Source organism: Archangium violaceum (genome assembly GCF_016859125.1).
Classification (GTDB): domain Bacteria; phylum Myxococcota; class Myxococcia; order Myxococcales; family Myxococcaceae; genus Archangium; species Archangium violaceum_A.
On record NZ_CP069338.1, the window covers coordinates 4,208,731 to 4,233,519 of the forward strand.

The window sequence follows — 24,789 nt, forward strand, 5'->3', positions numbered from 1 at the left end:
GGTGTGACGTGATGACTCGGGACTTCGCGAAGCAGGCGTGGCGGGGTGGAGCACGGCGACTGGCCGTGCTCGCCCTGCTCGGGGCTGGATGCAAGGCGGGCATGTGTGGCGGCCGAGCGTCCGGCTCCGGGCCCCTCACCGAGCAGGAGCGGCGGGGGATGCCAGGAGTCATCGCCTTCGTGTCGGAGCGGGGGCCGCAGAAGGATGTCTGGCTGGTGCGGCCCACGGGCGAGGAGTCCCAGCTCACGCGAGGTCCCGAGGACGAATTCACCGGCGAGCCGTCTCCGGATGGCTCGTCGCTGATGGTGGTGGCCTCGGCGGAGATCAGCGGGCTGCACGTGGAGCAGCTGCGGCTGGCGCCGTTGGATGGGAGCCCGGTGGTGATGCTGACGGAGCCCCGGGGGCGGGCGCGCAACGCGAGCTGGGCGCCGGACGGCTCGTGGTTCGTGGCCGAGTCGGACGCGCAGGGCTTCAGCGACGTGGTGCGGCAGGCGCCGCGCGCGGGCGCGGAGGTGACGTGGCTGGCGACGGCGCGCGAGGGCAACTTCGAGCCGAGCGTGTCGCCGGACGGGACGCAGGTGGCGTTCGTGTCCAGCCGCGCGGGGGACCCGGAAATCTACGTGATGAAGGCGGACGGGACGGACGTGCGCCGGCTGACGGCCTTCCACAAGGAGGACATGGCGCCGCGTTGGAGCCCGGACGGGAAGTGGATTTCGTTCCTGAGCGACCGCGAGGGGCGCACGCGGGTGTTCGTGGTGAAGCCGGACGGGACGGGGTTGAAGTCGGTGTCGGGGAGCGCGACGACGGGCGAGGAGCGCGAGCCGGCGTGGAGCCCGGACAGCAAGAAGCTGGTCTTCGTGGCGCGGGGGAAGGAGCCGGACGGGAAGGCACGCATCTGGTTGGCGAACGTGGAGGCGGGTGGGGAGCCGGTGGCGCTGACGGATGGGAAGAGCACGGATGACCAGCCGGCGTGGAGCCCGGATGGGAAGTACCTGGTGTTTCCGTCGGAGCGCACGGGAGACGTGGAGCTGTTCCTGATGCGCGCGGATGGGAGCGGCCAGACGCAGCTGACGAAGTCGAAGGGCGCGGACTGGCTGCCGCGCTGGTTCGTGCCCAAGGCCCCGCTCCCCACGGGAGCGACGCGGGCCCAGGGCACCTGACCCACGGGACATTTCGGGGAAGCCGCTCCGCCCGCCGGCTGGCGAGCGGCTGCGCTGGCGGGGTGCTCCTCGAGGGCGTTGGCCCTCGGGTTGACGCCATACCAACCAGTAGGTATATATGGCGTACCAACCAGTTGGTATGCTCATGGACACCGCGCCTCTTCCTCACGACTCCAAGACGAAGTTCCTCGACGCGGCCCTGCGGGTCCTCCGGACCAAGGGCTACACGGCGACCCGGGTCGAGGACGTCTGCGCGGTGGCGGGCCTCACCAAGGGGAGCTTCTTCCATCACTTCAAGAGCAAGGAGGAGCTCGCGCTCGCGGCGGCCGACCACTTCGCGGCGATGGCGGATCGGCTGTTCGCCTCCGGGCCCCATCAGCGCTCGGAGGATCCGCTCGAGCGGCTGCTCGGCTACGTCGACTTCCGCATCGCGCTCCTGCGGGGCTCGCTACCGGACTTCACGTGCCTGCTCGGGATGATGGTCCAGGAGGCGTACGACACGCATCCGGCGATCCGCGCCACCTGTGACAAGCACCTCAGCGCGCACGCCACGATGCTGGCGCGGGACATCGCCGAGGCCAAGGCGCGCTACGCGCCGGACGCGCCTTGGACCCCGGAGAGCCTCGGGGTGTTCATGCAGACGGTCATCCAGGGCGCGTTCATCCTCGCCAAGGCGAAGCAGGGCCCCGAGGTCGCGGCCGAGTCGCTGCGCCACCTGCGCCGCTATCTCCAAACGCAGTTCACCTCTCACCCCGAAGGAGCATGACCATGGCAAGGCCCCAGAAGATCACCCCGTTCTTGTGGTTCAACCAGGAGGCGGAGGAGGCGGCGAATTTCTACGTGTCGCTCTTCGAGGATTCGAAGATCCTGAGCATCGTTCGCCATGGTGCCGGGGGACCGGGCCCCGAGGGAGCGGTCATGCTGGTTGAGTTCCAGCTCGCGGGTCAGAAGTTCACCGCGTTGAACGGCGGCCCGGCCTTCAGTTTCACCGAGGCCATCTCCCTGCTCGTGAACTGTGACTCGCAGGAGGAGGTCGACACGTTGTGGTCCAAGCTGACCGCGAACGGAGGACGGGAGATCGAGTGTGGCTGGCTCAAGGACAGGTTCGGCCTCGCGTGGCAGATCGTCCCATCCAGGTTCTTCCAGATGATGCAGGACAAGGACCCGAAGCGATCGCAGCGCGTGATGCAGGCGATGCTGACCATGAAGAAGTTCGACATCGCGCGCCTCGAGGAGGCGTACGCCCAGGCGTAGCGACACCTCCGCGCCGCGAAGCCGCGGCGGAGCGGGGATTGCGGCCGGAGCGGCGGGATTTCGCTCTCGAAGGTCCCCTCTATTAGGGGGAGCGTGCGGGCAACAACACCTTCGTAGCGGTCGATCCCGCCACGTAGCATTCCGATGGATTCGTGGCCCGGAAGGAAGGGACGTCATACGCTTGGGATAGGATCCACTTCGCGATCCGCAGCGCCGTCAACGTTGACGCCGCTGGAGTCGACAGGAGCACAGACGTGGCAACGGCGGAACAACTGAAGGCGCTGGTGAGGAGCTACGCCGAGGGGGACCAGGCGCAGTTCCTATCGGTTGCCATGCAGGTTGCCGCCCATGCTGCCAAGCAGGGGCATTCCAAGCTTGCCCAGGAGCTACGCTCACTCGTCGACCAGGCGAAGACGCGAAGCCAGATCGCGCCTCGCCGGCTCGAACCGCCCACGCCGCTCACCCAACCGCGAGGTGAGCTGGCGGGGCTGCTGTCGGTCAGCTATCCGAGCACGCGACTCACCGAGATGGTTCTCCAGCCCGCTGTGAGCGAGCGCCTGGAACGTGTCCTGCGTGAGCACAAGCAAGGGCACAAGCTTCGGGAGTATGGGCTTCGGCCTCGACATCGGATTTTATTGGTGGGTCCTCCCGGGTCCGGCAAGACCATGACCGCGGCGGCTCTAGCGGGCGAGATGCAGCTCCCCCTCTTTACGATTGTCCTGGATGGTCTCATCACCAAATTCATGGGTGAGACTGCGGCGAAGCTGCGGCTGGTCTTCGATGCCATCCGCTCGACTCGCGGGGTCTATCTGTTCGACGAGTTCGATGCGATTGGGGGGCAGCGAGGGGCCTCCAACGATGTAGGCGAGATCCGGCGTGTCCTGAACTCCTTCCTCCAATTCCTGGAACAGGACCAATCGGACAGTCTCATCATCTCCGCCACGAACCATCCTGAGTTGTTGGATCACGCTCTCTTCCGGCGCTTCGATGACGTTATCGAATACAATACTCCTTCAGGAGAACTGGCGGACCGGACCATCCTCGCCAAGCTAGGGACTTTCGCCTCGGGCGACCTGGATTGGAAACAGCTCGGTGCAGCAGCGAAGGGGCTGAGCTATGCCGAGCTCGCACGGGCTTGCAATGATGCCATCAAGGAGGCCATCCTTGATGACAAGCCGGTGGTCACCACTCAAGCTCTTATTCGCGCATTTGAGGAGCGCCGCGCCACCCGACGCTCCTGACCCCTCTCGGGAGGTCGCTTGGCCAAGCCATTCAACCGGCCGCATCTCTTCATGCGTCAGCAGCCGGACACGGCATCTTTCACTGCCCCTGGAAGTGGCGGAGGCGGCACTCGGAGCAAAGCTCGGGACCGGGCGGCTCATGGTGCTCTCCTGAAGGCTGAGTTCGAGGCCGCCCTTCCTCCTGAACAGGATGGAGCACGCGCGTTCCGCTTTGAATTCGAGAGTGAGCCCGGGTTCGCGCTCGAACTCGAGAGCCTCGAGTCCGAACGCAAGGGGATCGAGTTGCTCAATGTCCGTCGAGCTGGGGATACCACGCTCGCGACGGTGTTGATCCCTCGCGACAAGCTGAGACACTTCCTCGGTATTTTCGAGGACTATCTCACCAAGACGCGCGGTACGAAGAACAATCCAGCCAACAAGTCCCTCGTGGAGAGCATTTCTCATGTCCGGCGCGCATCGGTCCGCTCCTTGTGGACGGATCCCGAGGCACGCTTCCCTTCAGGCGGGGCCGCCTTCTGGTGGGAAGTCTGGCTGCGTGGGAATCAGAGAGCCGCCGATGCATTCAAGGTTTCCGCCAGACAAGCAGGGTTGACCGTCAGCCAGAGGCCGTTGCTCTTCGTGGACCGGGCCGTGCTGAATCTCCACGCGACCGTCCTTCAAATCAGTCATTTGCTCGAACGGGACGAACTCATCGCGGAACTCCGTGAGGCCAAGACCTCCACGGCGGAGTTCTTGGCACTCACACCATTCGAGCAGGTCGGCTGGGTCAACAACCTCCTGGAGCGTGTTCAGGCCCCACCCTTGGATGGGCCATCGGTTTGTATTCTCGATACGGGAGTAAATCGAGGACACAGGCTGCTCGGTTTGGCCCTCCCACCTTCCTCTGTGCTCACTGTCGACTCCCGGTGGGGTACTGACGATCACCATGGTCATGGCACTGAGATGGCGGGACTCGCATTGTACGGCGACCTGGGACCTGTCCTCATCTCCAATACCCATGTCCCTCTCAGGCACCAACTGGAGAGCGTGAAGCTCTTTCCCGGTCCGGGTGATACGCACGTTCCAGAAGTTTATGGAGCAGTGACACAAGAGGCGGCTGCTCGCGCTCAGGTCCAGTCTCCTGGACTGACGCGGACATTCTGCATGGCAGTGACCAGTCCCGATGGTCATGAGAAGGGCGTTCCCTCTTCCTGGTCGAGCGCCGTTGACGGGCTGGCCTTTGGCTCCGCCGATGGAGAGCGGCGCTTGATGTGCATCTCGGCGGGCAACATCAACCGGGATCATTTCCTCCTCTACCCCAACGGCAATCTGACCGAGCTCGTTCGGGATCCAGGCCAGGCTTGGAATGCAATCACCGTGGGCGCTTACGCCGATCGTGACGCATTGACCGAACCGGAACTGGCGGGATGGAAACCCATCGCGGCGATGGGGGGGCTGTGCCCTTCGAGTCCAACTTCTCTCGTTTGGGAGTCGGACTGGCCCATCAAGCCGGACATCGTGATGCCGGGCGGAAACGCCGTCGTTGATCCCGAGGGGACGACGTGTGATTTCGCCAGCAGTCTCTCTTTGCTCACCACCTATTTCCGTCCCATCGCTCGGCAGTTCTCCACGTCGGGTGAGACGAGCGCGGCCACGGCTCTCGCGGCTCGTCTCGCGGCCCGTCTTCATGCGGAATATCCACGGTTGTGGCCCGAGTCGGTCCGTGCCCTTCTCGTTCATTCTGCGGAGTGGACACAGGAGATGAGACGCGCCCTTCCTCAAAAGAAGGGAGGAAAGGGTGAGAGGAAGACCAAGAAGAAGGGTGAGTACCGCAAGCTTCTTCGGATGTATGGTCACGGAGTGCCGGACGAAGCGGCGGCTTGTTTCAGTGCGGATGACGCGCTCACGCTCATGGGGCAGTACGAGATTCAGCCCTATGGGCTCCACCCTACGAAGAAAGGGCAGATCGTCACCCGGGACATGCACCTGCATGCTCTTCCCTGGCCAGGGGATGTCCTGCGCGATTTGGGAGAGACCGAGGTCGAACTTCGGGTGACACTCTCCTATTTCATCGAGCCTCTACCCGGAGATCGAGGGTATGCACAAAATCAACGGCACCGTTACGCATCGCATGGCCTGCGCTTCGAACTGAAGACGGCGACAGAGTCACTTGACGAATTCAAGGTCCGTATCAACAAAGCGGCTCGGGCTGAGGACGAGACCGCCACGAGCAAGAGCGACTCGGATCAGTGGCTGTTTGGCTCGGACATCCGCAGCGCTGGTTCCATTCACTCCGACCGCTGGAGGGGAACCGCAGTAGACTTGGCGAGCAAGGGTTTTCTCGCCATCTACCCGACGGTAGGGTGGTGGAAGGAGCGGCCTCGGCTCGGACGTGGGGAGACGCGAACCCGCTATGCGCTGGTGGTCTCCATTCGCACGCCGAGAGTGGATACGGACATCTACACCCCCGTCGCCATCCAACTCGGCATTCCCGTTCTCGTTTGACCTCCGGCCCCCCTCAAGCGCCCGGTTCCACCGGCCGGTGATGCGCAAGCGTGCTCCGCCTCGAGCCCGCCTTCGAGGAGGGCGGCCCAACACGCGAGCCGGAGTTGGTGGTTTCCTTGGGAGGCATGTGGTGAGGACGAATGCCGATTCGAGCTGACGGGTCCCATCGTTCCGTATGTTCGTGGGGGCAGGTGACGAGATGACGAAGTTCTACCGGCTCCGAGCGCCAAGAAGCTCCAGGTACACCGGCTCCCTCAGTGCCAGGCACAAGTGGGGCAGCCTGCCCGGGCTCCGCTGCCCTGAATGTAGAGCCACGTGGGCTGGCGGAATGACCGCGTATCCAGGCGTGGACCTGTCCTCTCTTCCCGAGTGTGACGAGTACGAGAAGCCCAGGCCGGAGCCCTTCGACGAGTTCGTGCGGTTGCGTGAGTTGGTGCGGCCACTCGTGCCACCTGGAGGCCAGTTGCTCCCAGGCACTAGATTCGGCCCACTGGTGGGCACCGCCACCGGTACCTTCAGCCCCTTGTTCTTCTATTACGTCGAGATGCCGCTGGTACACCGCGAGGCGCTGGAGCGGTTACTGGCCGAGGGCGTGCGCGGCCTTCGCGGTTTCCAGACGGAGCTGCGCTTCCGTCAGAAGAGCCACCCCGAGTTGATGGAACTGGAAGTCCTGCCTCATGGTCGGCTGCATCCGGACTGCACTCCGCCGGAGCGGCGTCCTCCATGTCCCAGATGTGGCTGGGACGACTTCGCCTTTCCGGAGGACCCAATCCTCGATGCGGTGTCTCTGCCGGCGCACACGGACCTGTTTCGGCTGAGCGACTTCGAGACCATCTTCATCGCCACCGAGCGCTTCGTGGAGGTCGTGCGTCGCCTGGACCTGGATGAGGTCGATATTCGCGAGGTGCCCGTGCGCTGAGCTCCCGTGCCTCCGCTGGCCCTACGGAGGGGTGCTGCCCGGGAACAGGGTGAGGACGAGCCCCCTGCCCGGCGTGGCTCCCGCGTTGCGGGGCAGGTAGTCCTGGGTGCCCTGGATGGACAGGGTGAAGGTCTCCGACGCCGCGCCGGAGTGCACGTAGATGAAGAGTCCGGTGGCGTGGGTGGAGTCCTGGCTGGCGCTCTGGAAGTCCGGGGCGGGGTAGTAGATGCGGTCGGCGAGCTCACCGCGATCCAACACGACGCGGGCGCCCGCGACAGGCGCGCCGGAGGCATCCACGACGCGGCCGAGGACGAAGCCGGCATCGCGCAGCGTGCGGGCCCGGTCATCCGTGTGGGCGCGGATCCACATCTCACCCACGGCGCGAGTGAGGGCGTCGTGGAAGGTGTTGGGCAGCGCCCAGGCCCGGGCTCCGATGATGTCGGTGCGCGGCCGGGTGCGCGTGAAGACGGTGTCGAAGACGACGGTGGAGCTGCGCACGAAGCCCTCGTGCTCGAGGCTGGCGGCGAGGCTCAGGTGGATGTTGCGCACGGGCACGTCGGCCACGGAGAACCCACCATCGGCGCCGATGCTGCCCTGGCCGAAGACGGATTCCGCATCACTCACGCCGACGCGCAGCGGCTCCTCGATGGTGAGGGCGACCCCGTCGAGCGTGGGGACCGATTGGCCCTGGGCCTCGAGCAGGCGAGCGGCCTCGGGGAAGAGCTCGGCACGGCCGGAGACGGTGATGGTCAGGTGGTCGAGGTCCACCTTCGCACTGTCGCTGCGGTCGACGCCGGGGTCCGGGTCCGTACCCGGGCCACAGGCGGTGGGTACGAGCCCAAGGAGGGCGCAGCAGAGAATGAGACTCGGACGCTTCATGACTGCGCGCCAAGTTCTTCACGCTTCCGTGGGTCGGCAATCCACCCGCGGTCCCAGACGTCCCGTGGGTAACGGAACAGTCCGCCTCCCGAGTGCTCACAGGTGGAAAACACGAAGGGCCGCCCCTGCCTCGCGAGAGGAAGGGGGCGGCCCTCGGGTCACGGCCCGTTGAACGTCACGACCTACTTGCGACGGCCCCAGCCATTGCCGTTACCGCCGCCGTTGCCGCCACCATTGCCACCACCGCTGTTGCCACGCGGAGGAGGCGGGGTGCTGCCGCCACCGCTGCTACCGCCGCCGCTGCCCCAGCCGCCACCGCTGTTGCCGCCGCTGTTGCCGCGCGGAGGAGGCGTGTCGTTGCCGCCACCGCTGTTGCCGCCACCGCTGCCCCAGCCACCGCCATTCCCGCGAGGGGGCGGGGGCGTGTCGTTGCCGCCACCGCTGTTGCCGCCACCGCTGCCCCAGCCACCCCCCCGAGACGGCTTGTCGTCGTCACGATCCCGGTCGGGGCCACGGCCGGGGTTGCCCGCCGGAGGAGTCGTGTTGCCGCCGTTGCCCCAGCCACCGCCGGGTCTTCCGGGCGGGTTCGTGTTCGGGCCACCCGGATTGTCATTGCCACCGCCCGGGTTGGACGGAGGATTCGGGTTGCCCCAGCCGCCACCGCTCGTCGGGGGCCGGCTGCCGGTGCCCGAGCCCGGAGGAGGAGGATTCGGGTTGCCCCAGCCGCCACCGCTCGTCGGGGGCCGGCTGCCGGTGCCCGAGCCCGGAGGAGGAGGATTCGGGTTGCCCCAGCCGCCACCGCTCGTCGGAGGCCGGTTGCCGTAGCCGGTTCCCGGAGGAGGCGGAGGCCGGCTGGAGTTGTCACCCCAGCCCCCACCATGCGAGGCCGGAGGCGGCGGGGTCGGGCGGCTACCCCCCACGGGCGAGGCGCCGTGCGAGTTGTCCCCCCAGCCACCGGAGGACCGCGGAGGCGGAGGCGGCCGGTAGTTGTTGTAGACGTACACCGAGCGGCCGCGGTCCCAACGGTACGTGCTGCCCGAGTACGTGTGCGGGAAGTAGTCGTGGTTGTGGCGCCCGTGCATGTAGCAGGAGCCGCCGTCCGGCAGGGGGTGGTAGTCCAGGTACCAGACCACGCGCGGGCCCCGGTAGACGTACACGTTGTCCGCGTAGGAATAGGCGTCGATGTCCGAGGGCGTGTAGCCATGGACGTGGCTGTACTGCTCGGTGCACCAGCCGCCGTACGGGTCGGGGTGCGCTCCCGAGTAGCGGTACTCGGTGGAGATGGTCGAGGAGTAGTGGCCGGGTTGGTGGTAGTGGGCGACACAGCCGCTGCCCATCAACAGGGCAGTGGGGACTGTGAGGATGAGAAGGCGACGCATGGAGGTTCTCCGGGGCCGGAGCCGGGGCCGGCCCGCCCATTTCATCATGGCGACGACAAGGAAGCAGACGGGCGGGCCGGAGGAAAATTCAACACCCCGTTTCCCCGCCCCTGGCGCCTCGATGGCGGGTGCCTAGTGCACCATGCGCTCGGACGAGCCAGAGCGCGGGGTGTGCAGCTTGCCTATGCAGGTGAGGATGTGCTCGCGGTACTCGGCCACGTCGCGCAGGCCGCACACCATCCACCGGCCGGCGATCACCAGCGTGGGCACCCCGCGCACGCCGCGGCTGGCGGCCAGCTGGTGCTCGTCGAGGATGAGCTTGCGCGTGTTCTGCGACTGGTACGCCGCCGAGAAGGGGCCCATGTCCAGGCCCACGCGGCTGGCCAGCTCGAAGATGACGTCCGTGCGCGTCACGTTGACGCCCTGCTCCAGTGCCGCGTGCTGCATGGCGCGCGCGAGGTACGCCCTCGCCGTGGGGCCCTGCAGCCGCGCCGCCTCGAGCGCCGCCAGCGCCGGGATGCTGGAGCGGGGCGCGTCTCCTCCCTGCCACAGCTCCGTCGACAGCAGCTTCGCCACCGGCTCCGGCTCCTGCCGCGCCCGGCGCACCTCCTCCGTCAGCCCTCGCAGCTCCTTCTCCGTGGGCCGCTTGTCATGCAGCCGCAGCGGGTAGGGGCGCACGCGCCAGCGGAGGATGTCTCCGAACTCATGTTTGAGGGACTCCAGCCGCAGGTCGGCCAGATAGCACCAGGAGCACAACACATCCTGGTAGACGGTGATCTGCAGCGGCTTGGACAGGGGCTTCATGAGCGAGCGCGCACAGATTACGAAGGCGGCGCTCCCACTGCCAATCCCCTCCGACAATTCGCGGGTGTGCCCATTCCCAAGAGGGCCGAGCAAGAGGCTCGTCCGCCCGCCTGCCCCGCGTGCGGTGCCGCTGCGCGTCAGAGCGTCGGACGCGAGAGGGCGACCGTGCGGGCGCTGGCGAAGGCGAGCGCGTGGTCCATCATCGCTCCGGCGATGTCCTGCCCGGTCGCCTTCTCCAGGCCCTCGAAGCCCGGGCTGGAGTTGAGCTCCATCAGCCGGGGCCCCGCGCGTCCCTCGAGCATGTCCACGCCCGCGATCTCCAACCCGAGCAGGCGCGCCGCCCGCACCGCCACATCTATATAGGTGGGGGACAGCTCCACCGGGTGACCCTCGCCGCCGCGGTGGATGTTGGAGCGGAACTCGCCCTTCTTGGCCCGCCGCCGCATGGCGCCTACCACCTTGTCGCCCACCACCAGGGCGCGCACGTCCCGGCCCTTGCTCTCGGCCACGAACTCCTGGAGCACCACCTCCTGCCCCAGGTCCCAGAAGGTATTGACGATGGTCTGCAGCTCCTGGAGCGAGTGGGCGATCATCACCCCCACGCCCTGGGTGCCGCGCAGCAGCTTGATGATGACCGGCAGCCCGCCTACCTCCTCCACGAGCTTGCGCACGTTGCTGCGGTCATGCGCCATCACCGTCCGGGGCACGTCCAGCCCGCCCCGGCACAGCAGCTGGAGCGCCCGCAGCTTGTCGCGGCTCTGGGAGATGGGCCCGGCACCATTGAGCACCGGCACGCCCATCATCTCGAAGTGGTTCACCACCGCCAGGCCGTAGCCGGTGATGGAGGCGCCAATGCGCGGAATCACCACGTCCACGCCCTTGATGTCCACCCCGCGGTAGAGCATCCGAGGCTGGCCCGGGGAGAGCACCATGGTGCAGCGCAGGGTGTCCAGCACCAGGGGCCGGTGGCCGCGCTGCTTGATGGCCTCCACCATCCGCCGGGTGGAGTACAGGGACCGCTTGCGCGAGAGGATGACCACCGTCTTCTTGATCCGCGGGCGCCGGGGGGCGGTCGGGGGCGGGGCTTCGGAGGGCCTCGGCTCGGCGGGACGCGCGGGGGCCTCCGGGCGGGCCCCGGTAGGCGCCTTCTTGGACGAGACCTTCTTGGCGGGCATGGAAGAGGTTCGACCCTAGCACGGCCAGGGACGGGCCGTGTCCGTGGTGTTTGTTATCATCCGAAAATGATGAGTCCTCATGAACCGCACCCGGACGACATCCTCACCAATCCGGGGGAGAACGGTCTCGACTCCATCGTCGCGCCCCCCGACGGTGGAGCGGGCTCCGGCACCGAGGTCCTGGTGCTGGAGACGCGCGCCACGCTCAAGCTGCGCAAGTGTCGCATCCAGGTGACGGCCGGCCCGGATGACGGCAAGTCCCTGGTGTCCGACAAGGAGCGCCTGCGCTGTGGGGCCCACCCCACCAACGACCTGGTGCTCGCCGAGGATCGCACCGCCAGCCGCCACCACTTCGAGATCATCAACACCGAGCGGGGTTGGCTCCTGGTGGACCTCAACTCCACCAATGGCACCTTCCTGGATGGCCGGCGCATCGAACGTGCCTACCTCTCCAGCGGCTCGCAGATCCGCGCCGGCTCCTCGACGCTCTCCTTCGCTCCGATCGACGAGGAGGTGTCCGTCGAGCCCGACCGCGAGGGCGAGTTGTGCGGGTTGGTGGGACAGAGCGTGAAGATGCGGCAGGTGTTCGCGCTCATCAAGAAGATCGCTCCCATGGACATCTCCGTCATCATTGGCGGGGAGACGGGCTCGGGGAAGGAGCTGGTGGCGCGGGCCATCCACGAGCTGAGTGGCCGCAAGAAGGGGCCCATGGTGGTGCTGGACTGTGGCGCCATCCCGCCCAACCTCATCGAGAGCGAGCTGTTCGGCCACGAGAAGGGGGCCTTCACGGGGGCCATGACGGCGCGGCCCGGGGCCTTCGAGCGGGCGCACGGGGGCACCATCTTCCTGGACGAGCTGGGCGAGCTGCGGTTGGACCTGCAGCCCAAGCTGTTGCGCGTGCTGGAGAACCGCGAGGTGCGGCGCGTGGGCGGCAACGACATCGTGGAGGTGGACTGCCGTGTGATCGCCGCCACCAACCGAGACCTGCAGAAGGAGATAGCGGCGGGCAACTTCCGCGAGGATCTCTTCTTCCGCCTGTCCGTCATCAACCTCCAGCTGCCGCCCCTGCGCGAGCGCCGCGAGGACATTCCCCTCATCCTCAAGCGGGCGCTGGCGGAACCGGAGGTAATGGCGCGGCACGGCCGCAAGCGCATCTCCCCCGAGGCCCTGGCGTTGTTGATGGCCTATGGGTGGCCGGGCAACGTGCGCGAGCTGGTGAACGTGCTCTCCCACGTGCTCGCCTTCAGCGAGGGCGAGGAGGTGCTGCCCGAGCACCTGCCGCCCCGCGTCCGGGGTCAGGCGCGCGAGGGGCCGCTGCCCTTCAACGAGCACCTCACCTTCAAGGACGCCAAGGAGCAACTGCTGGAGAACTTCGAACGAGAATACATCACCAGTGTTCTCACCCGCTGTGAGGGCAACCTCTCCCGCGCCGCGCGTGAGAGTGGCCTTCACCGCAAATCCATCGAGCGCCTGGTGAAGAAGTACCAGCTGGATGCAAAGGGCATGAAGCCTCGCTGATGTGACGTGTCGGCGGGGGGCAGGCGACCGGGCGGGCTACATCCGTCCAGTTGACCGATGGGAAGGCCGCGGATGGAGTGGGACAAGCACACAGACATGAGTACCGAGGACTGCCCCTCCCACGGTCGTGAATCCGGTCAGGCGGCCGTGGAGGCGGCGTTGACGCTGCCGCTGCTCATCTTCCTCGTGCTGGGGACGCTGCAGCTCTTCATGATGTTGCAGGGCCGCATCATCGCCGAGTACGCGGCCTTCGAGGCGGTGCGGGCCGGCAGCCGCAACCACGGCAACTGCGTGCCCATGGTGCACGCGGCCCTGGCCGGGTTGCTGCCCAGCGTGACGCCCTACCTGGGAAACGGCGGTGGCAAGCCGGCGGAGAAGCTGGCCGAGGCCTGGGCGGCGCGCATCGGCTCCAATCCCGCCGCGCCAGATCCACGGTACGTGCCCAGGCGCGGGTTCGATTTGAAGCACGACGGGCCCATCTTCTGGCTGGTGCGCGAGTCTCCCCGGGGCGCCGATCTGCGGTTCACCGGGCCGGAGGACCCCGACTTCGACCTCCCCGAGGGGGACGGTTCGCAGGCCATGCGCCTGGAGGTTCGCCTCATCTACTGGTACCGGCTGCGCATCCCCTTCGCGGACTGGGTCATCAGCCGGATGACGCTGGCCCACATGGGGTTGAAGAACTACGACGCCGTCAACCCGCTGATGCCGGCGGACACGAAGGCGGGCTGGAAGCAGGACCCGACAACGGTCATCAACCTGGATCCGCTCATCCGGAACGAGCTGCTCTCCCGGGTCAGCGCCCGCCAGTACGTCTTCCCCATCCAGGCCACCTACGGCATGCGGATGATGACGCCCGTGCGCAAGGCGTTCTTCGAGGAGCAGAACTGCGCGCCCGCTCCGGAGGGGCTGTGATGAGACGCCGTGGCCAGACGCTGGTGGTGTTCGCGCTCACCCTGCTGCTGCTGGTGTTGATGGTGACGATGACGCTCTCCATCGGCATGAAGGTGAAGGAGAAGATGGAGCTGCAGACGATGGCGGATGCCGCCGCCTACTCCAACGCGGTGGCCACCGCGCGCGCCTTCAACTCCATCTCGCTGATGAACCGCGCGCTGATGGGGCACATGGTGGCGATGACGGGCGTGGAGAGCCTCATCTCCTGGAGCGGCTACTACCGGGGCTCCCTCCACGCCGCGAAGGCCGCCTACGACAAGGCCGCCGAGCCGTACGAGCTCATCGTCGACATCAACTGCCCGCCCTGGAATAACGCCTCCGCCCGGCTCTGCCGGTGCGGCACCAGGGCCCTGCGGGACATCGACGAGGCGAAGAGCAAGCTGGACGAGGAGGACCGCGACCTCCAGGGGGACTGGGAAGGCCTGGACAAGGACGCGGGTGACGAGGCCAAGGAGCTGCAGCTCTCCTCCATCTGGAATGAGCAGAAGGCTGTCTACGATCAGCTCACCGAGCGCGTCATGGAGGCGGGGCTCGCGCGGAAGATCGTCGATGAGGCCAGGGCGGGCTCCCGTTTCAGCGAGGAGCTCAAGGCGCAGAAGAACGACATCAATCAGCGGGAGCTCGAGGGAAAGCGGAGCTGTGCGGGCGAAGGTGCCGCCTGCCTCCGCCGTGACCCGGGCCGGAAGCTGCACTTCGTCGATGCCGCCATGGGCAGCCGTGGGTTCTCCTTCGTCACCGGGCGCGGGGAGGGCGATCCCATCAAGCGGAAGCTGCAGAGCCTGCTGCCCGCGCCGGATCGCGTCACGGACGTCACCAACGAGGGCAGTGGCTACTTCCCGGCCGAGGGGCGCAAGACGCACTCCGCGAATCCCATCGACGCCACCGAGGTCTGGGGGGACGATCACGGAGAGGTGAGCGTCCGGTTCAACCGGGGCCAGGCGCCTTGCCCGATCTCGAGCGAGGGGAGCTCCGGTGCCGAGGCGCACGTGCGCAGCAACCACGCGGGGGATTCCTCGGATCAGCACCAGTGGACCGGGGGCAGCGACGATGACGCGCAGATCCACACCATGGGCACGTGCACGCAGTGCCCTGGCATGTGGCCGTCGCACATGGACTACAACTACAACCTGGTGACGCGGGACACGGACAACTGGGGCCAGCCCAAGAACTACGCCGTCATCCAGCGCGACTACGGGGAGCGCCCGGACAAGCGCGCGGACCCGTGGAACCTCTTCTTCCGCTTCCGCTTCTCCCGGGGCGGGGAGGCGGTCGAGTTCGACAACCGTGGCATCAAGCTGTCCGAGGCCAACGGCGGCGCGGACATCTCCAAGGCCACGGCGCTCTCCGCGGGCATCACCTACTACAAGCGCGCGGGCCCCCACTGGCGCGAGCCGCCCAACTTCCTCAATCCCTTCTGGCGGGCCACGCTCGTGTCGGCCCACGTGGACCAGCAGGGCAAGGACGCGGATGTGAAGGCGGCGCTGGATGCTGCCGCGCCCTTCACCGCCGAGGCCTACGAGGCACTCAAGAAGAAGGGGTACGAGGGATGGTAAGGCGCCACGGCAGGGCTTCACAGCGAGGCCAGGGCACCACGGAGCTGGCGCTCGGGCTGCTCGTCTTCGTCACCGTGCTCATCTTCGGCATCCACTTCGCCGAGGTGGGCTACCTGTCCCTCAAGGTGCAGGAGGCGGCCACCAGCGCCCTGTGGGACACCACCAGCGCGAAGATGCACGAGCTGCCGAAGAACTTCGACCACCTCACCGAGCTCATCAGCTCGAACACGCCGGGCAAGAACGCCACCGATCGCTACAAGGACTTCGACGGGCGCACCTCGAAGCAGGGGCGGGCGAAGGTGGTCCAACTCTTCACCTCGGCCGAGGGCCTGGAGGTCACGTGTGAGGATGCCGGGGGCATCGCCTTCGAGCCCTCCGAGTCCACCCAGGACGTGGTCTACAAGAACGTGGGAGGGATGCGCTGCAACGCCCGGGCGGAGCTCTCTCCCGTGAAGGCGTTCACCCGCAGCTTCCTGGACAAGGGACGGGGGGCCTTCTTCAACGTGCCGCACTACACCGGGGCCGTCATTCCCGTGTGTGGCCTGGGCCGCGCCAAGGGGGGCCGGTGCGAAGGGGGCTTTGGCATCCTCCTGGATGACTGGGGGCTGGCCGGTGAGCAGGAGTCCAGGGAATGCCATCTGGGGAATTGCGCCAACAAGGCCTACTTCGATTCCACGCAGAAGGTCTACGACCACCACAACCCGGTGAGTGGCCGCGCGAAGAAGCTGGCGAAGAACATCGTGGGGGAGGCCCCCATCGATCCGGGCAGGTTCTGGATGAGCTTCCGGGGCGAGGAGAGCTCCTTCCTGGAGCGTGAGCCCGGTGGCGACAGCGATCCGAACGACTGGCGCACGACGCCGGGCAAGAAGAGCCGCAGCCCGGAGTACGACAACGCCTACGGGCGCCGTCAGACGTGCTTCCTGGGGAACTCGTGCGAGTGAGCGCTCGGACAGGCGTGCTGCTCCTGGCGGTGCTGTGGGGCGTGGGCGTCGCGTCCGCGCAGCAGCCGGGCTTCACCTGGGACGTGCCCCGCGTCCTGGAGTCGGTGGCGGTGCCGGGGGTGATGCGGGCCGACGGCATCCCGGTGAAGCTGCGCTCGGTGAAGAGCGCGGAGAAGCCCCAGGTCATCCTCCAGCACCTCGTGCGCACCTTCGAGGCGGCGGGCTTCTACATCCCCCCGGACAAACACCGCACCCAGCGGTTCGCGGAGCCCCAGCTCACCGCGCTGGATACGGATCGGCTCATCTCCTACACCTTCGTGCTGCAGCCCAATCCGGACGGCACCACCACCGTGCTCCTGGGCGAGGCCAACCTCGGAATGGCCCGGCGCGAGCAGTCCGCCTTCGCTCCCGTCTTCCCCGGCGGGACGGACCTGATGCAGAGCGAGATGGAGGGCGCTCGCACGATGACGTACCTGGCGGAGGCGGAGCCGGAGAAGGTGCGGGACTTCTACCTGTCGGCGCTCGGCTCGGCCGGTTACTCCGAGGACTCCAGCGGGACGTGGCGCCGGGGTTCTGAGGAACTGCGCGTGGCGGTACGTCCGGTCAAGGTGGGCCGGGTGGCGGTGATCATCATGCGCCGCACCGTCGTCGAGGACGTGATGTCTCCCGACGTGCGGGAAGGTCCCCGGCCGGCCAGCCCGAAGGCGAGGGCGGACGAGCGCTGAGGCTCCTGCCTGGAATTGAAGCGGCCGGAGGCCCGTGTTACGGCCACAGGCCATGAGCGACACCGGCGCACCCCCGAAGGACTACAAGGACTCGGTCAATCTCCCGAAGACGGACTTCCCCATGAAGGGGAACCTGGCCCAGCTGGAGCCGAAGATGCTCGGCTGGTGGGCGGAGAAGGGCATCTGGGGGAAGATTCTCGAGCGGCGTCAGGGCGCGGAGCCCTTCGTGCTGACGGACGGGCCCCCCTACGCCAACGGCCACATCCACGCGGGCCACGCGCTCAACAAGGTCCTCAAGGACATCGTGGTGAAGTACCGCAACCTCGCGGGCCGCCGGTGCGACTACATCCCCGGCTGGGACACCCACGGTCTGCCCATCGAGCAGGCCGTCGAGAAGCGGCTGAAGGACAAGAAGATCGACAAGCGCACGCTGGACCGGGAGGCCTTCCTGGAGCAGTGCCGTGCGTATGCGATGGAGTTCATCGACATCCAGCGCACCGAGTTCAAGCGCCTGGGCATCCTGGGGGACTGGGAGCACCCGTACCGCACGCTCGACTTCTCCTACGAGGCGCAGGAAATCCGGGAGCTGGCCACCTTCGCGAAGCGGGGCATGCTCTACCGGCGCAAGAAGCCGGTGTACTTCTGCGTCTATGACCAGACGGCCCTGGCCGAGGCCGAGGTGGAGTACGAGGACCACGCGAGCCCCTCGGTGTACGTGGCCTTCCCCGCGGGCCCCGAGGTGTACGAGAAGGTGCCGGCGCTGAAGGGGAAGACCGTCTCCTTCGTCATCTGGACCACGACGCCCTGGACGCTGCCGGCCAACCTCGCCATCGCGATGAACGCCGAGTACGAGTACGTGTTCTACGCGCTCGGCGACCGCGTCATCTGCGTGGCCAAGGATCTGCTGCCCAGGGTGCTCGCCGAGGTGAAGGCGGACGAGCTGGCGGTGAAGAACGTGAAGCTGCCGGGCGGTGAGGTGTCGGCGGCGGCGCTGGTGGACCCCGAGCGCATCATCGCCTACGCGCGCGGCGACGAGCTGGAGGGCTGCACCTACCAGCACGTCTTCTATGACAGGCGGGGTCGCATCCTCCTGGGCGAGCACGTGACGCTGGAGGCCGGTACGGGCCTGGTGCACACGGCGCCGGGGCATGGCCAGGAGGACTACGAGGTCGGCTTGAAGTACGGGCTCGACATCTACAACCCGGTGCGCCACGACGGCCGCTACGACGAGAGCGTGGGCGGGTGGCTGGCGGGCAAGAAGGTCTTCGAGGCCAACCCGGTCATCATCGACGCGCTGGCCGACAAGGGCGTGCTGCTCAACGACAAGGCGGACAAGGTCGAGCACAGCTATCCGCACTGCTGGCGCTGCCACAACCCGGTCATCCTGAGCGCGACGTACCAGTGGTTCATCCCGCTGGACAAGCAGCTCGCGGGAGGCAAGACGTTCCGCCAGCAGGTGCTGGACGAGGTGGACCGGGTGCAGTGGGTGCCCTCGTGGGGGCACAGCCGCATCCGGGGCATGCTGGAGACGCGTCCGGACTGGTGCATCAGCCGCCAGCGGACGTGGGGCGTGCCCATCCCCATCGCGTACTGCGAGGGCTGCGAGGAGGCGGTCATCTCTCCGGAGCTGATGGGGAAGGTGGCCGAGGCGGTGGAGAAGGAGGGCGCGGGCGTGTGGTACCGCACGCCGGTGAAGGAGTTCCTCCCCTCGGGCTACGCGTGCCAGAAGTGCGGCAGGACGGAGTTCCGCCGCGAGACGGACATCCTGGATGTGTGGTTCGACTCGGCGTGCGCGTTCAGCGCGGTGTCGGAGCGGCGGCAGCGGATTCCGGTGGACCTGTTCCTCGAGGGGAGTGATCAGCACCGTGGCTGGTTCCACTCGTCCATCCTGGTGTCGGTGGGCACGCGCGACGTGTCGCCCTACAAGGCGTGCCTGACGCACGGCTTCGTGGTGGACGGGGCGGGCGAGAAGATGTCGAAGAGCCGGGGCAACGTGGTGGCGCCGGAGAAGATCATCCAGCAGTACGGCGCCGAGGTGCTGCGGCTGTGGGTGGCCTCGAGCGACTACCGCAACGACGTGCGCCTGTCGGACCAGATTCTGAAGGGCCTCTCCGAGGGCTACCGGAAGATCCGCAACACCATCCGGTACGCGCTGAGCAACCTGTACGACTTCGATCCGGCGAAGGACGCGGTGAAGGCGGACGCGCTGTTGCCGCTGGACACGTGGGCGAGGGGACGGCTGGCGGAGGTGGTGGCGCGCGTGAGGAAGGCCTACGAGGCCTACGAGTTCCACCTGGTGTACGCGACGGTGGTGGACTTCTGCGCGGGTGACCTGTCGGCGGTGTACTTCGACATCCTGAAGGACCGGCTGTACACGACGAAGGCGACGGGCCACGGGCGGCGCAGCGCGCAGACGGTGCTGCACGAGGTAGCGACGGTGCTGCTGCAGGTGCTCGCGCCGGTGATGAGCTTCACGGCGGAGGAGGCGTGGCAGTACCTGCCGGGGAAGAAGGCGGAGAGCGTGTACCTGACGGACTTCCCGGAGCCGGCGGTGAAGGTGGATGCGGCACTGGCGGAGCGGTACGAGAAGCTCTTCGCCGTGCGCGGCGCGGTGCAGGGCCTGCTGGAGGCGGCGCGCCGGGACAAGATGATCGGCTCGTCGCTGGAGGCTCGGGTGGTGCTGAGCGCGAGCGGCAAGGCGCGGGAGTTCCTGAAGGCGAACGAGGCGGAGCTGCCGGGGCTGCTCATCGTGAGCCAGGTGGAGCTGGCGGACACGGCGGGGGAGAAGGCGCAGGCTCTGAACGTGGCGCAGGCGCTGGGCGAGGACGTGAAGGCGGAAGTGCTGCCGGCGAAGGGCGAGAAGTGCCCACGCTGCTGGACCTACTCCGAGCAGGTCGCGTCGGGCGCGGAAGTCTGCACCAGGTGCCAGCAGGCGTTGAGCTGAGCCCGCTCGAAAAGAGCCGCATCGAGCGCCCTCCGGACTCGCTTTTCTCCAACTTGTCCGACAGTCGGACAAGTTGCCGAGGACCGAGCCCGGAGGGGCCTCCTGTGCCGACTGGCCCGCCGACCTCCCGGCGACTTTGTTCACGAACGGGTCCGATGATCAGACCCGTTGCCGAGTCTCGAGCCCGGTGGCTCCCCTGCGCTTGATTCGTTCGGGTCGATGAAGGGGCTGTCTTCGACTGATTTAGAATCGCGGCCCTTCAATCCAGAAAGGCGGTTCCCGATGTCCCCTGTCAATGAGGGTGCTTCCCGTGGACTCGCGGCGGGGTGGAGGACCTTCTCGGCCGTGTGTGCCCTGGCGGTACTGGCCGCGCCCCGGTGGGGGCATGCGGAGTCACTCTGCGACCAGAACTGGGAGGGCGGTACCTTCGTCATCCAGATTGGCGAGCGGAAGAACGATGGCGCACCGCTGGAGCCATACAACCCTCAGCAACCGATGAGTCCCTACGAGTTTTCGGGAGCACGCTACCACTTGCGCCAGAAGGGAAAGGTCTACCGGGCTGTGGGCAGATTCCAGGACCGCACCGAGGGCGAGGCTGCGTGGAAGCAGGTCTACACCGAGATGCCCCACCTCTATACGGGTGCGTATCCTCCGATACTTACGAATCCGGGGGCATACCTGGTGACCAACTCACCCACGTGCAAGATCAGCCGGAAGAACCCCGTCATCGATCCCGCCTCGTGGATATTGGAGAAGGGCGGAGTGCTGCTCGTGGGGGCCGAGTCAGAGTGCAAGAATGGCCAGTTCTCCAAGACCATCACCGTGGTGTCGTGCGACGGAATGAAGAACCTGATGACTGAATCGGTGTCGGTTCCGTGCGACGCGGGACGGGTCAACTCCTGCATCTACCCCGTCGTGCCGGGGGTTTTCGCGTTCGAGCACTCCTATTCGGCGCCGGCCCAGGGCACGCAGGTTCGTCTGCGCGTCTACGACATCGCCAAGAAGAAGCGGCTCCACGCCATCGACGCGGGCCATGATGGCGGCCCGGAGACGGAGTTGATGAGCGTCGAGGACATCGACAGGGACGATGTCCCCGAGATCGTTCGCACCATCGCCGGTACCGGTGAGCGCACCACGGTGCTCAAGTGGAACAAGGGCAGGTTCTCCGAGGTGAAGGCTCCCTGAGCTACGGCCATTCGCCAACCCCTGGCGGGGGGCCGTCCACGGACGCTGGGAGCATGCGGAGCGCGGGGAAATCCTGGCGGAACCTGGCAATCGGTGGGTACGCTGTCGGCGGAGCGGCATCGCGCATCGCACGGTGCTCGTATCCCTCAACCCACCCCAAGACCCGGCCCGTCCGCTCAGGAGTTGGTGCGTGTCTCGCTCCTCCGTGGTTGTGGTGCGGGTGGTGTCCTGGCGACGTTCCGATTCCGAGGTAACCGAATGAGACGAGAGCCTCCTCCCCAAGTCCTCCGAGGTTACGGCGCGGTGCTCGTGCTGGCGCTGCTGTCCCTGCCGCTGAGCTCCGCATGTACCGGGTCCGAGCCCGAGGAATGTCCCTCGGGACGGGTCTGCCCCGAGGGCCAGAAGTGCGCCGCCCAGCAGGACACCTGCATCGCGACGGACTGTGGCGACGGCACCCTCCAGGCCGGCGAGGCCTGTGACGACGGCAACATCATCGACGGCGATGGCTGTAGCCGCACCTGCATGTCGACCGAGAGTTGTGGCAACGGCATCGTGGACGTCGCGGCCAGCGAGGTCTGTGACGACGGCAACACCACGGACGGTGACGGCTGCAGTGCCGACTGCAAGTCCAGCGAGCTGTGCGGCAACGGCATCCTGGATCGGGCCCAGGGAGAGGTCTGCGACGACGCGAACACGCAATCGGGCGATGGGTGCAGCGCCGACTGCTTGTCGCTGGAGCAGTGTGGCAACGGTTACGTGGACACCGCCGCGGGTGAGCTGTGCGACGACGGCAACACCCAGCCCGGAGACGGGTGCGGCGCCGATTGCCGCGCGGTCGAGGTCTGTGGTGATGGCGTGCGCGACCTCGGCGAGGCGTGCGACGACGGCAACACCACCACCGAGAGCGAGTGTGCCTATGGCACCCCAACCTGTACGGCCTGCGACGCGACCTGTTCGGCCACGCTCCAGCTCACCGGCCGCTCCTGCGGTGACGGTTCCAGGAACGATGCGAGCGAGGTGTGTGACGACGGCAACACCATCAACGAGACGTCCTGCCCGTATGGACAGGCGAGCTGCACCACGTGCAACGCGACCTGCACGGCCACGCTTCAGCTCACCGGCGGCTATTGCGGCGATGGCGCCGTGAGCCATGACGAGGTGTGTGACGACGGCAACACCACCAACGAGACCGCCTGCCCCTATGGCACTCCGACTTGCACCTCGTGCAATGCGACCTGCACGGCCACGCTCGCACTCTCGGGTGCCTACTGCGGCGACGGCATCGTCGACAGTGGCGAGGTGTGTGACGACGGCAACACCACGAGCGGAGATGGGTGCAACGCCGATTGCCGTCTGTCAGAGGTCTGTGGTGATGGCGTGCGCGGTCCTGGCGAGGTGTGCGATGACGGCAATACGACCACCGAGACCGCCTGCCCCTATGGCACCCCAACCTGCACCGCGTGTAACGCGACGTGCTCGGCCGTGCTCAATCTCATGGGCGGCTACTGCGGCGACGGCACCGTGAACGGTGGCGAAGTCTGTGATGACGGCAATACCCTGGCTTGCGGCACTTGCGATGCCGCTTGCTCGGCCAACCAGCTCGCGAAGGCGTCCGGGCAGATCTCCATCACCGATGTCTCATCTCTCAAGGACAGGGAGACGTTCACCCTCAACGACGGCATCCATCCCCCCGTGGTCTTCGAGTTCGACAATAACGGGAGTGTTTCTTCCCCGCGCATCCGCGTGAACATCGCGGGATTGTCCACGAGCACCGAGGCCGCTCTGTCCATCGTGACGGCCATCAATGGCGTGGGCACGGAACTGCAGATCAGCGCGACGTCCTCTGGAAACATCGTGACCCTCACGAACGACATGCACGGCACGTTCGGCAACACGCTCATCACCGAAACGGTCACGGGCTCCGGCTTCCGGGTGAACGGTATGTCCGGCGGCGCTGGCTACGACTGCCCGGAGGGCACCCGGTGCGCGGTGGACGCGGACTGCGACATCGGTGGTCTGGTGTGCCGTCCTGATACCAGGACCTGCGCTCTTCCTCCTCCGTAGGACCTTCGTCCACGACGAGGGCACCCGTGTGCACGAAGCCGGTGCCTACGGGTGCTGCTCCAGCTCGCGCAGCTTGTCGATGATGACCTGCATGCGCGTGTGGTGCGAGCCGGCCCAGAACACGCGCCTGCACTCGCGGCACTGCTGGAAGCGGGTGAACGTGGCGTGCACTCGCTCGGGCACCGGCGAGGACGTGAAGGCGGAGGTGCTGCCGGCGAAGGGCGAGAAGTGCCCGCGCTGCTGGACCTACTCCGAGCAGGTCTCCTCTGGCGCACACCCGCTTGTGAGAAGTGCCAGCAAGCGTTGAGCTGAGCGCGCTCGAAAAGAACCGCATCAAGTGCGTACTCTTCGCCGGAGTATGCACACCACGATGAATAGAGCCCACGGGGGGGCGATTCTCCTCCCCGCCTTGTTTCTCGCCTGGCTGGCGCCCCTCTTCACGGCCCGTGCGGAAGCGCCACCGGCGAGCGCGACCCGCTGCTCCAAGGCCGACCACGCCAAGACCCGGAAGCACTTCCAGGACCTCTACGGAGCGGGCGAGTACACGAAGGCCGTCGAGACCTTGCGACGCGCGAAGGAGGACTGCTGGGAGGTCCTCGACGCCACGGCTCGCGGCTGGTTGGTATCCGACCTGGGGCTCGCCACGCTGCGCGCCGGCCAACCTGGCGACTGTCTCCAGATACTCGCCGAGGCCCCCAAGGAACTCGAGCCCCAGTCACGGGTGGCCAGGGCCATCGCGTTCAACCGGGGGCTATGCGCCAAGGAGCCCTCTCAGGACATACCCGTCGCCACGCAGGGGACATCCCTCCCCGTACAGGTGATGCCGGGGCTCCAGGTTTCGTCTCAGAAGGAAGCCGCCGCGGCGCTCACCCGCGAATGGCGTGCTCCCTACGAGCTCCGCGAGGGGCGGCTCCCAGCGCGACAGGCGCGCGAGCTTCGTCGTTGCACTGATCTGGATGGGGTCGACGTGAAGGATGTCGACGTCACGGTGACCCACGAGTTCCATGCCTTCCAGATGAAGGCCATTCAGTGCCGTGCCTTACGGCGGGTGGCTCAGGCCCAACCTTCGCGTATCAGCCACGTGCGGGAAGTCCTCACGATGAAGATGCCTGGGGAGGTGCTTCCGGCGGCCCTGGCGGCAGTGATCTCCGACGAGGACGCCGAGCGGCTTGCCCTGGCGCAGCGCGCGGGGCGCTCCTGGCATGACGTCGACAAGGAACTGCGGTTCTCGGTAGCGCCGAACGTGGCGCAAGGGCGTGAGCTCGAGGTTCACGGTGAGGATGTCGAGGGTTCCCTGGAGTGGTGGGCAACCGGGGACTTCAATGCCGATGGGTACGAGGATGTGCTCGTCTTCCGTAGTCTGAGCCCCACGGGAGGAAGCCTCGCTGACCTGGCGGCCTTCGTGCTGACCCGCACGCGACCCAAGGGGGTTCTCGAGGTCCTGGAACGCCTGCATTGACCGGATCGCGAATTTCCGGGGGCACCCTCCGTCCATCATAAGGGGCGGGTTCTCCTCCGTCAGCGCACTGCTCTAGAATCGCGCCGCAGGTCTGGTAGCCACGTTCCCAGGAGGGGGGACTTACCTCCTCCGATCCTTGAATCCAGAAAGGCGG

Annotated in this window: 21 protein-coding genes; 16 read left to right on the plus strand and 5 right to left on the minus strand. The window is 67.0% G+C overall.

From position 1 onward, the window contains the following. Positions 1 to 11 precede the first annotated feature (11 nt). The 6 genes from JQX13_RS18105 (at position 12) to sitI6 (ending at position 7,058) form a co-directional block, all read left to right on the plus strand. Entirely contained in the window at positions 12 to 1,160 is a 1,149-nt protein-coding gene (locus JQX13_RS18105; protein ID WP_203410231.1) for an LpqB family beta-propeller domain-containing protein, read from the plus strand. A gap of 145 nt (positions 1,161 to 1,305) precedes the next feature. Then, positions 1,306 to 1,926, plus strand: a complete 621-nt coding sequence (locus JQX13_RS18110; protein WP_239014839.1) for a TetR/AcrR family transcriptional regulator — start codon at positions 1,306 to 1,308, stop codon at positions 1,924 to 1,926. A 2-nt stretch (positions 1,927 to 1,928) separates the two neighbouring features. Then, the gene (locus JQX13_RS18115; protein WP_203410233.1) at positions 1,929 to 2,414 is read left to right on the plus strand and encodes a VOC family protein; all 486 of its coding nucleotides are present in this window, start codon (positions 1,929 to 1,931) and stop codon (positions 2,412 to 2,414) included. 254 nt (positions 2,415 to 2,668) lie between these two features. Continuing rightward, positions 2,669 to 3,655, plus strand: a complete 987-nt coding sequence (locus tag JQX13_RS18120; protein WP_203410234.1) for an AAA family ATPase — start codon at positions 2,669 to 2,671, stop codon at positions 3,653 to 3,655. An 18-nt stretch (positions 3,656 to 3,673) separates the two neighbouring features. Next, positions 3,674 to 6,139: a S8 family peptidase gene (locus JQX13_RS54165; protein ID WP_239014841.1), complete on the plus strand. Its 2,466-nt coding sequence runs from the start codon at positions 3,674 to 3,676 to the stop codon at positions 6,137 to 6,139. Between the two features lie 199 nt (positions 6,140 to 6,338). Next, a complete protein-coding gene (gene sitI6, locus JQX13_RS18135) occupies positions 6,339 to 7,058 on the plus strand; it encodes a SitI6 family double-CXXCG motif immunity protein (RefSeq protein WP_203410235.1) in 720 nt (239 codons plus the stop codon). A 21-nt stretch (positions 7,059 to 7,079) separates the two neighbouring features. Here the strand turns inward: sitI6 and JQX13_RS18140 are convergent, their stop codons facing one another. From JQX13_RS18140 to JQX13_RS18155, 4 genes are all read right to left on the minus strand, one after another. Then, complete coding sequence (locus tag JQX13_RS18140; protein ID WP_203410236.1) at positions 7,080 to 7,937, minus strand: carboxypeptidase regulatory-like domain-containing protein; 858 nt, start codon at positions 7,935 to 7,937, stop codon at positions 7,080 to 7,082. Between the two features lie 182 nt (positions 7,938 to 8,119). Continuing rightward, on the minus strand, positions 8,120 to 9,316 hold the full coding sequence (locus JQX13_RS55415) for a hypothetical protein (RefSeq protein WP_203410237.1): 1,197 nt from the start codon (positions 9,314 to 9,316) through the stop codon (positions 8,120 to 8,122). A 132-nt stretch (positions 9,317 to 9,448) separates the two neighbouring features. Continuing rightward, positions 9,449 to 10,120 (minus strand): DsbA family oxidoreductase, encoded by a 672-nt coding sequence (locus JQX13_RS18150; protein ID WP_203410238.1) that lies wholly within the window; start codon positions 10,118 to 10,120, stop codon positions 9,449 to 9,451. 137 nt (positions 10,121 to 10,257) lie between these two features. Continuing rightward, positions 10,258 to 11,295, minus strand: a complete 1,038-nt coding sequence (locus JQX13_RS18155; RefSeq protein ID WP_203410239.1) for an ATP-grasp domain-containing protein — start codon at positions 11,293 to 11,295, stop codon at positions 10,258 to 10,260. Between the two features lie 69 nt (positions 11,296 to 11,364). On the opposite strand from JQX13_RS18155, the gene JQX13_RS18160 reads away from it, so the two are divergent. From JQX13_RS18160 to JQX13_RS18195, 8 genes are all read left to right on the plus strand, one after another. Further along, on the plus strand, positions 11,365 to 12,813 hold the full coding sequence (locus tag JQX13_RS18160) for a sigma 54-interacting transcriptional regulator (RefSeq protein ID WP_203412075.1): 1,449 nt from the start codon (positions 11,365 to 11,367) through the stop codon (positions 12,811 to 12,813). Positions 12,814 to 12,909: 96 nt separating this feature from the next. Further along, positions 12,910 to 13,725, plus strand: a complete 816-nt coding sequence (locus JQX13_RS18165) for a TadE family protein (RefSeq protein ID WP_203410240.1) — start codon at positions 12,910 to 12,912, stop codon at positions 13,723 to 13,725. Further along, entirely contained in the window at positions 13,725 to 15,317 is a 1,593-nt protein-coding gene (locus JQX13_RS18170; protein ID WP_203410241.1) for a pilus assembly protein TadG-related protein, read from the plus strand. The genes JQX13_RS18165 and JQX13_RS18170 overlap by 1 nt, the downstream gene beginning before the upstream one ends. Continuing rightward, the gene (locus tag JQX13_RS18175; RefSeq protein ID WP_203410242.1) at positions 15,311 to 16,258 is read left to right on the plus strand and encodes a pilus assembly protein; all 948 of its coding nucleotides are present in this window, start codon (positions 15,311 to 15,313) and stop codon (positions 16,256 to 16,258) included. Before JQX13_RS18170 ends, JQX13_RS18175 begins: the two co-directional genes overlap by 7 nt. Continuing rightward, on the plus strand, positions 16,255 to 16,983 hold the full coding sequence (locus tag JQX13_RS18180; RefSeq protein ID WP_203410243.1) for a hypothetical protein: 729 nt from the start codon (positions 16,255 to 16,257) through the stop codon (positions 16,981 to 16,983). Before JQX13_RS18175 ends, JQX13_RS18180 begins: the two co-directional genes overlap by 4 nt. A gap of 52 nt (positions 16,984 to 17,035) precedes the next feature. Further along, positions 17,036 to 19,927 carry an isoleucine--tRNA ligase gene (ileS, locus tag JQX13_RS18185; protein WP_203410244.1) on the plus strand — a complete coding sequence of 964 codons (2,892 nt, stop codon included), beginning with the start codon at positions 17,036 to 17,038 and terminating at the stop codon, positions 19,925 to 19,927. Positions 19,928 to 20,608: 681 nt separating this feature from the next. Beyond that, entirely contained in the window at positions 20,609 to 21,112 is a 504-nt protein-coding gene (locus JQX13_RS54175) for a hypothetical protein (protein WP_239014843.1), read from the plus strand. 258 nt (positions 21,113 to 21,370) lie between these two features. Next, complete coding sequence (locus JQX13_RS18195) at positions 21,371 to 23,176, plus strand: DUF4215 domain-containing protein (protein WP_203410246.1); 1,806 nt, start codon at positions 21,371 to 21,373, stop codon at positions 23,174 to 23,176. 45 nt (positions 23,177 to 23,221) lie between these two features. Here the strand turns inward: JQX13_RS18195 and JQX13_RS18200 are convergent, their stop codons facing one another. Next, positions 23,222 to 23,347 (minus strand): Mut7-C RNAse domain-containing protein, encoded by a 126-nt coding sequence (locus tag JQX13_RS18200; RefSeq protein WP_239014844.1) that lies wholly within the window; start codon positions 23,345 to 23,347, stop codon positions 23,222 to 23,224. Positions 23,348 to 23,381: 34 nt separating this feature from the next. Here JQX13_RS18200 and JQX13_RS56335 point away from each other — a divergent pair, with 34 nt between their 5' ends. Together JQX13_RS56335 and JQX13_RS18210 are read left to right on the plus strand one after the other, a co-directional pair. After that, on the plus strand, positions 23,382 to 23,483 hold the full coding sequence (locus JQX13_RS56335; protein WP_430384207.1) for a zinc finger domain-containing protein: 102 nt from the start codon (positions 23,382 to 23,384) through the stop codon (positions 23,481 to 23,483). Between the two features lie 63 nt (positions 23,484 to 23,546). Beyond that, positions 23,547 to 24,635, plus strand: coding sequence for a hypothetical protein (locus tag JQX13_RS18210; RefSeq protein ID WP_203410249.1), 1,089 nt, complete (start codon positions 23,547 to 23,549; stop codon positions 24,633 to 24,635). Positions 24,636 to 24,789: the final 154 nt, after the last annotated feature.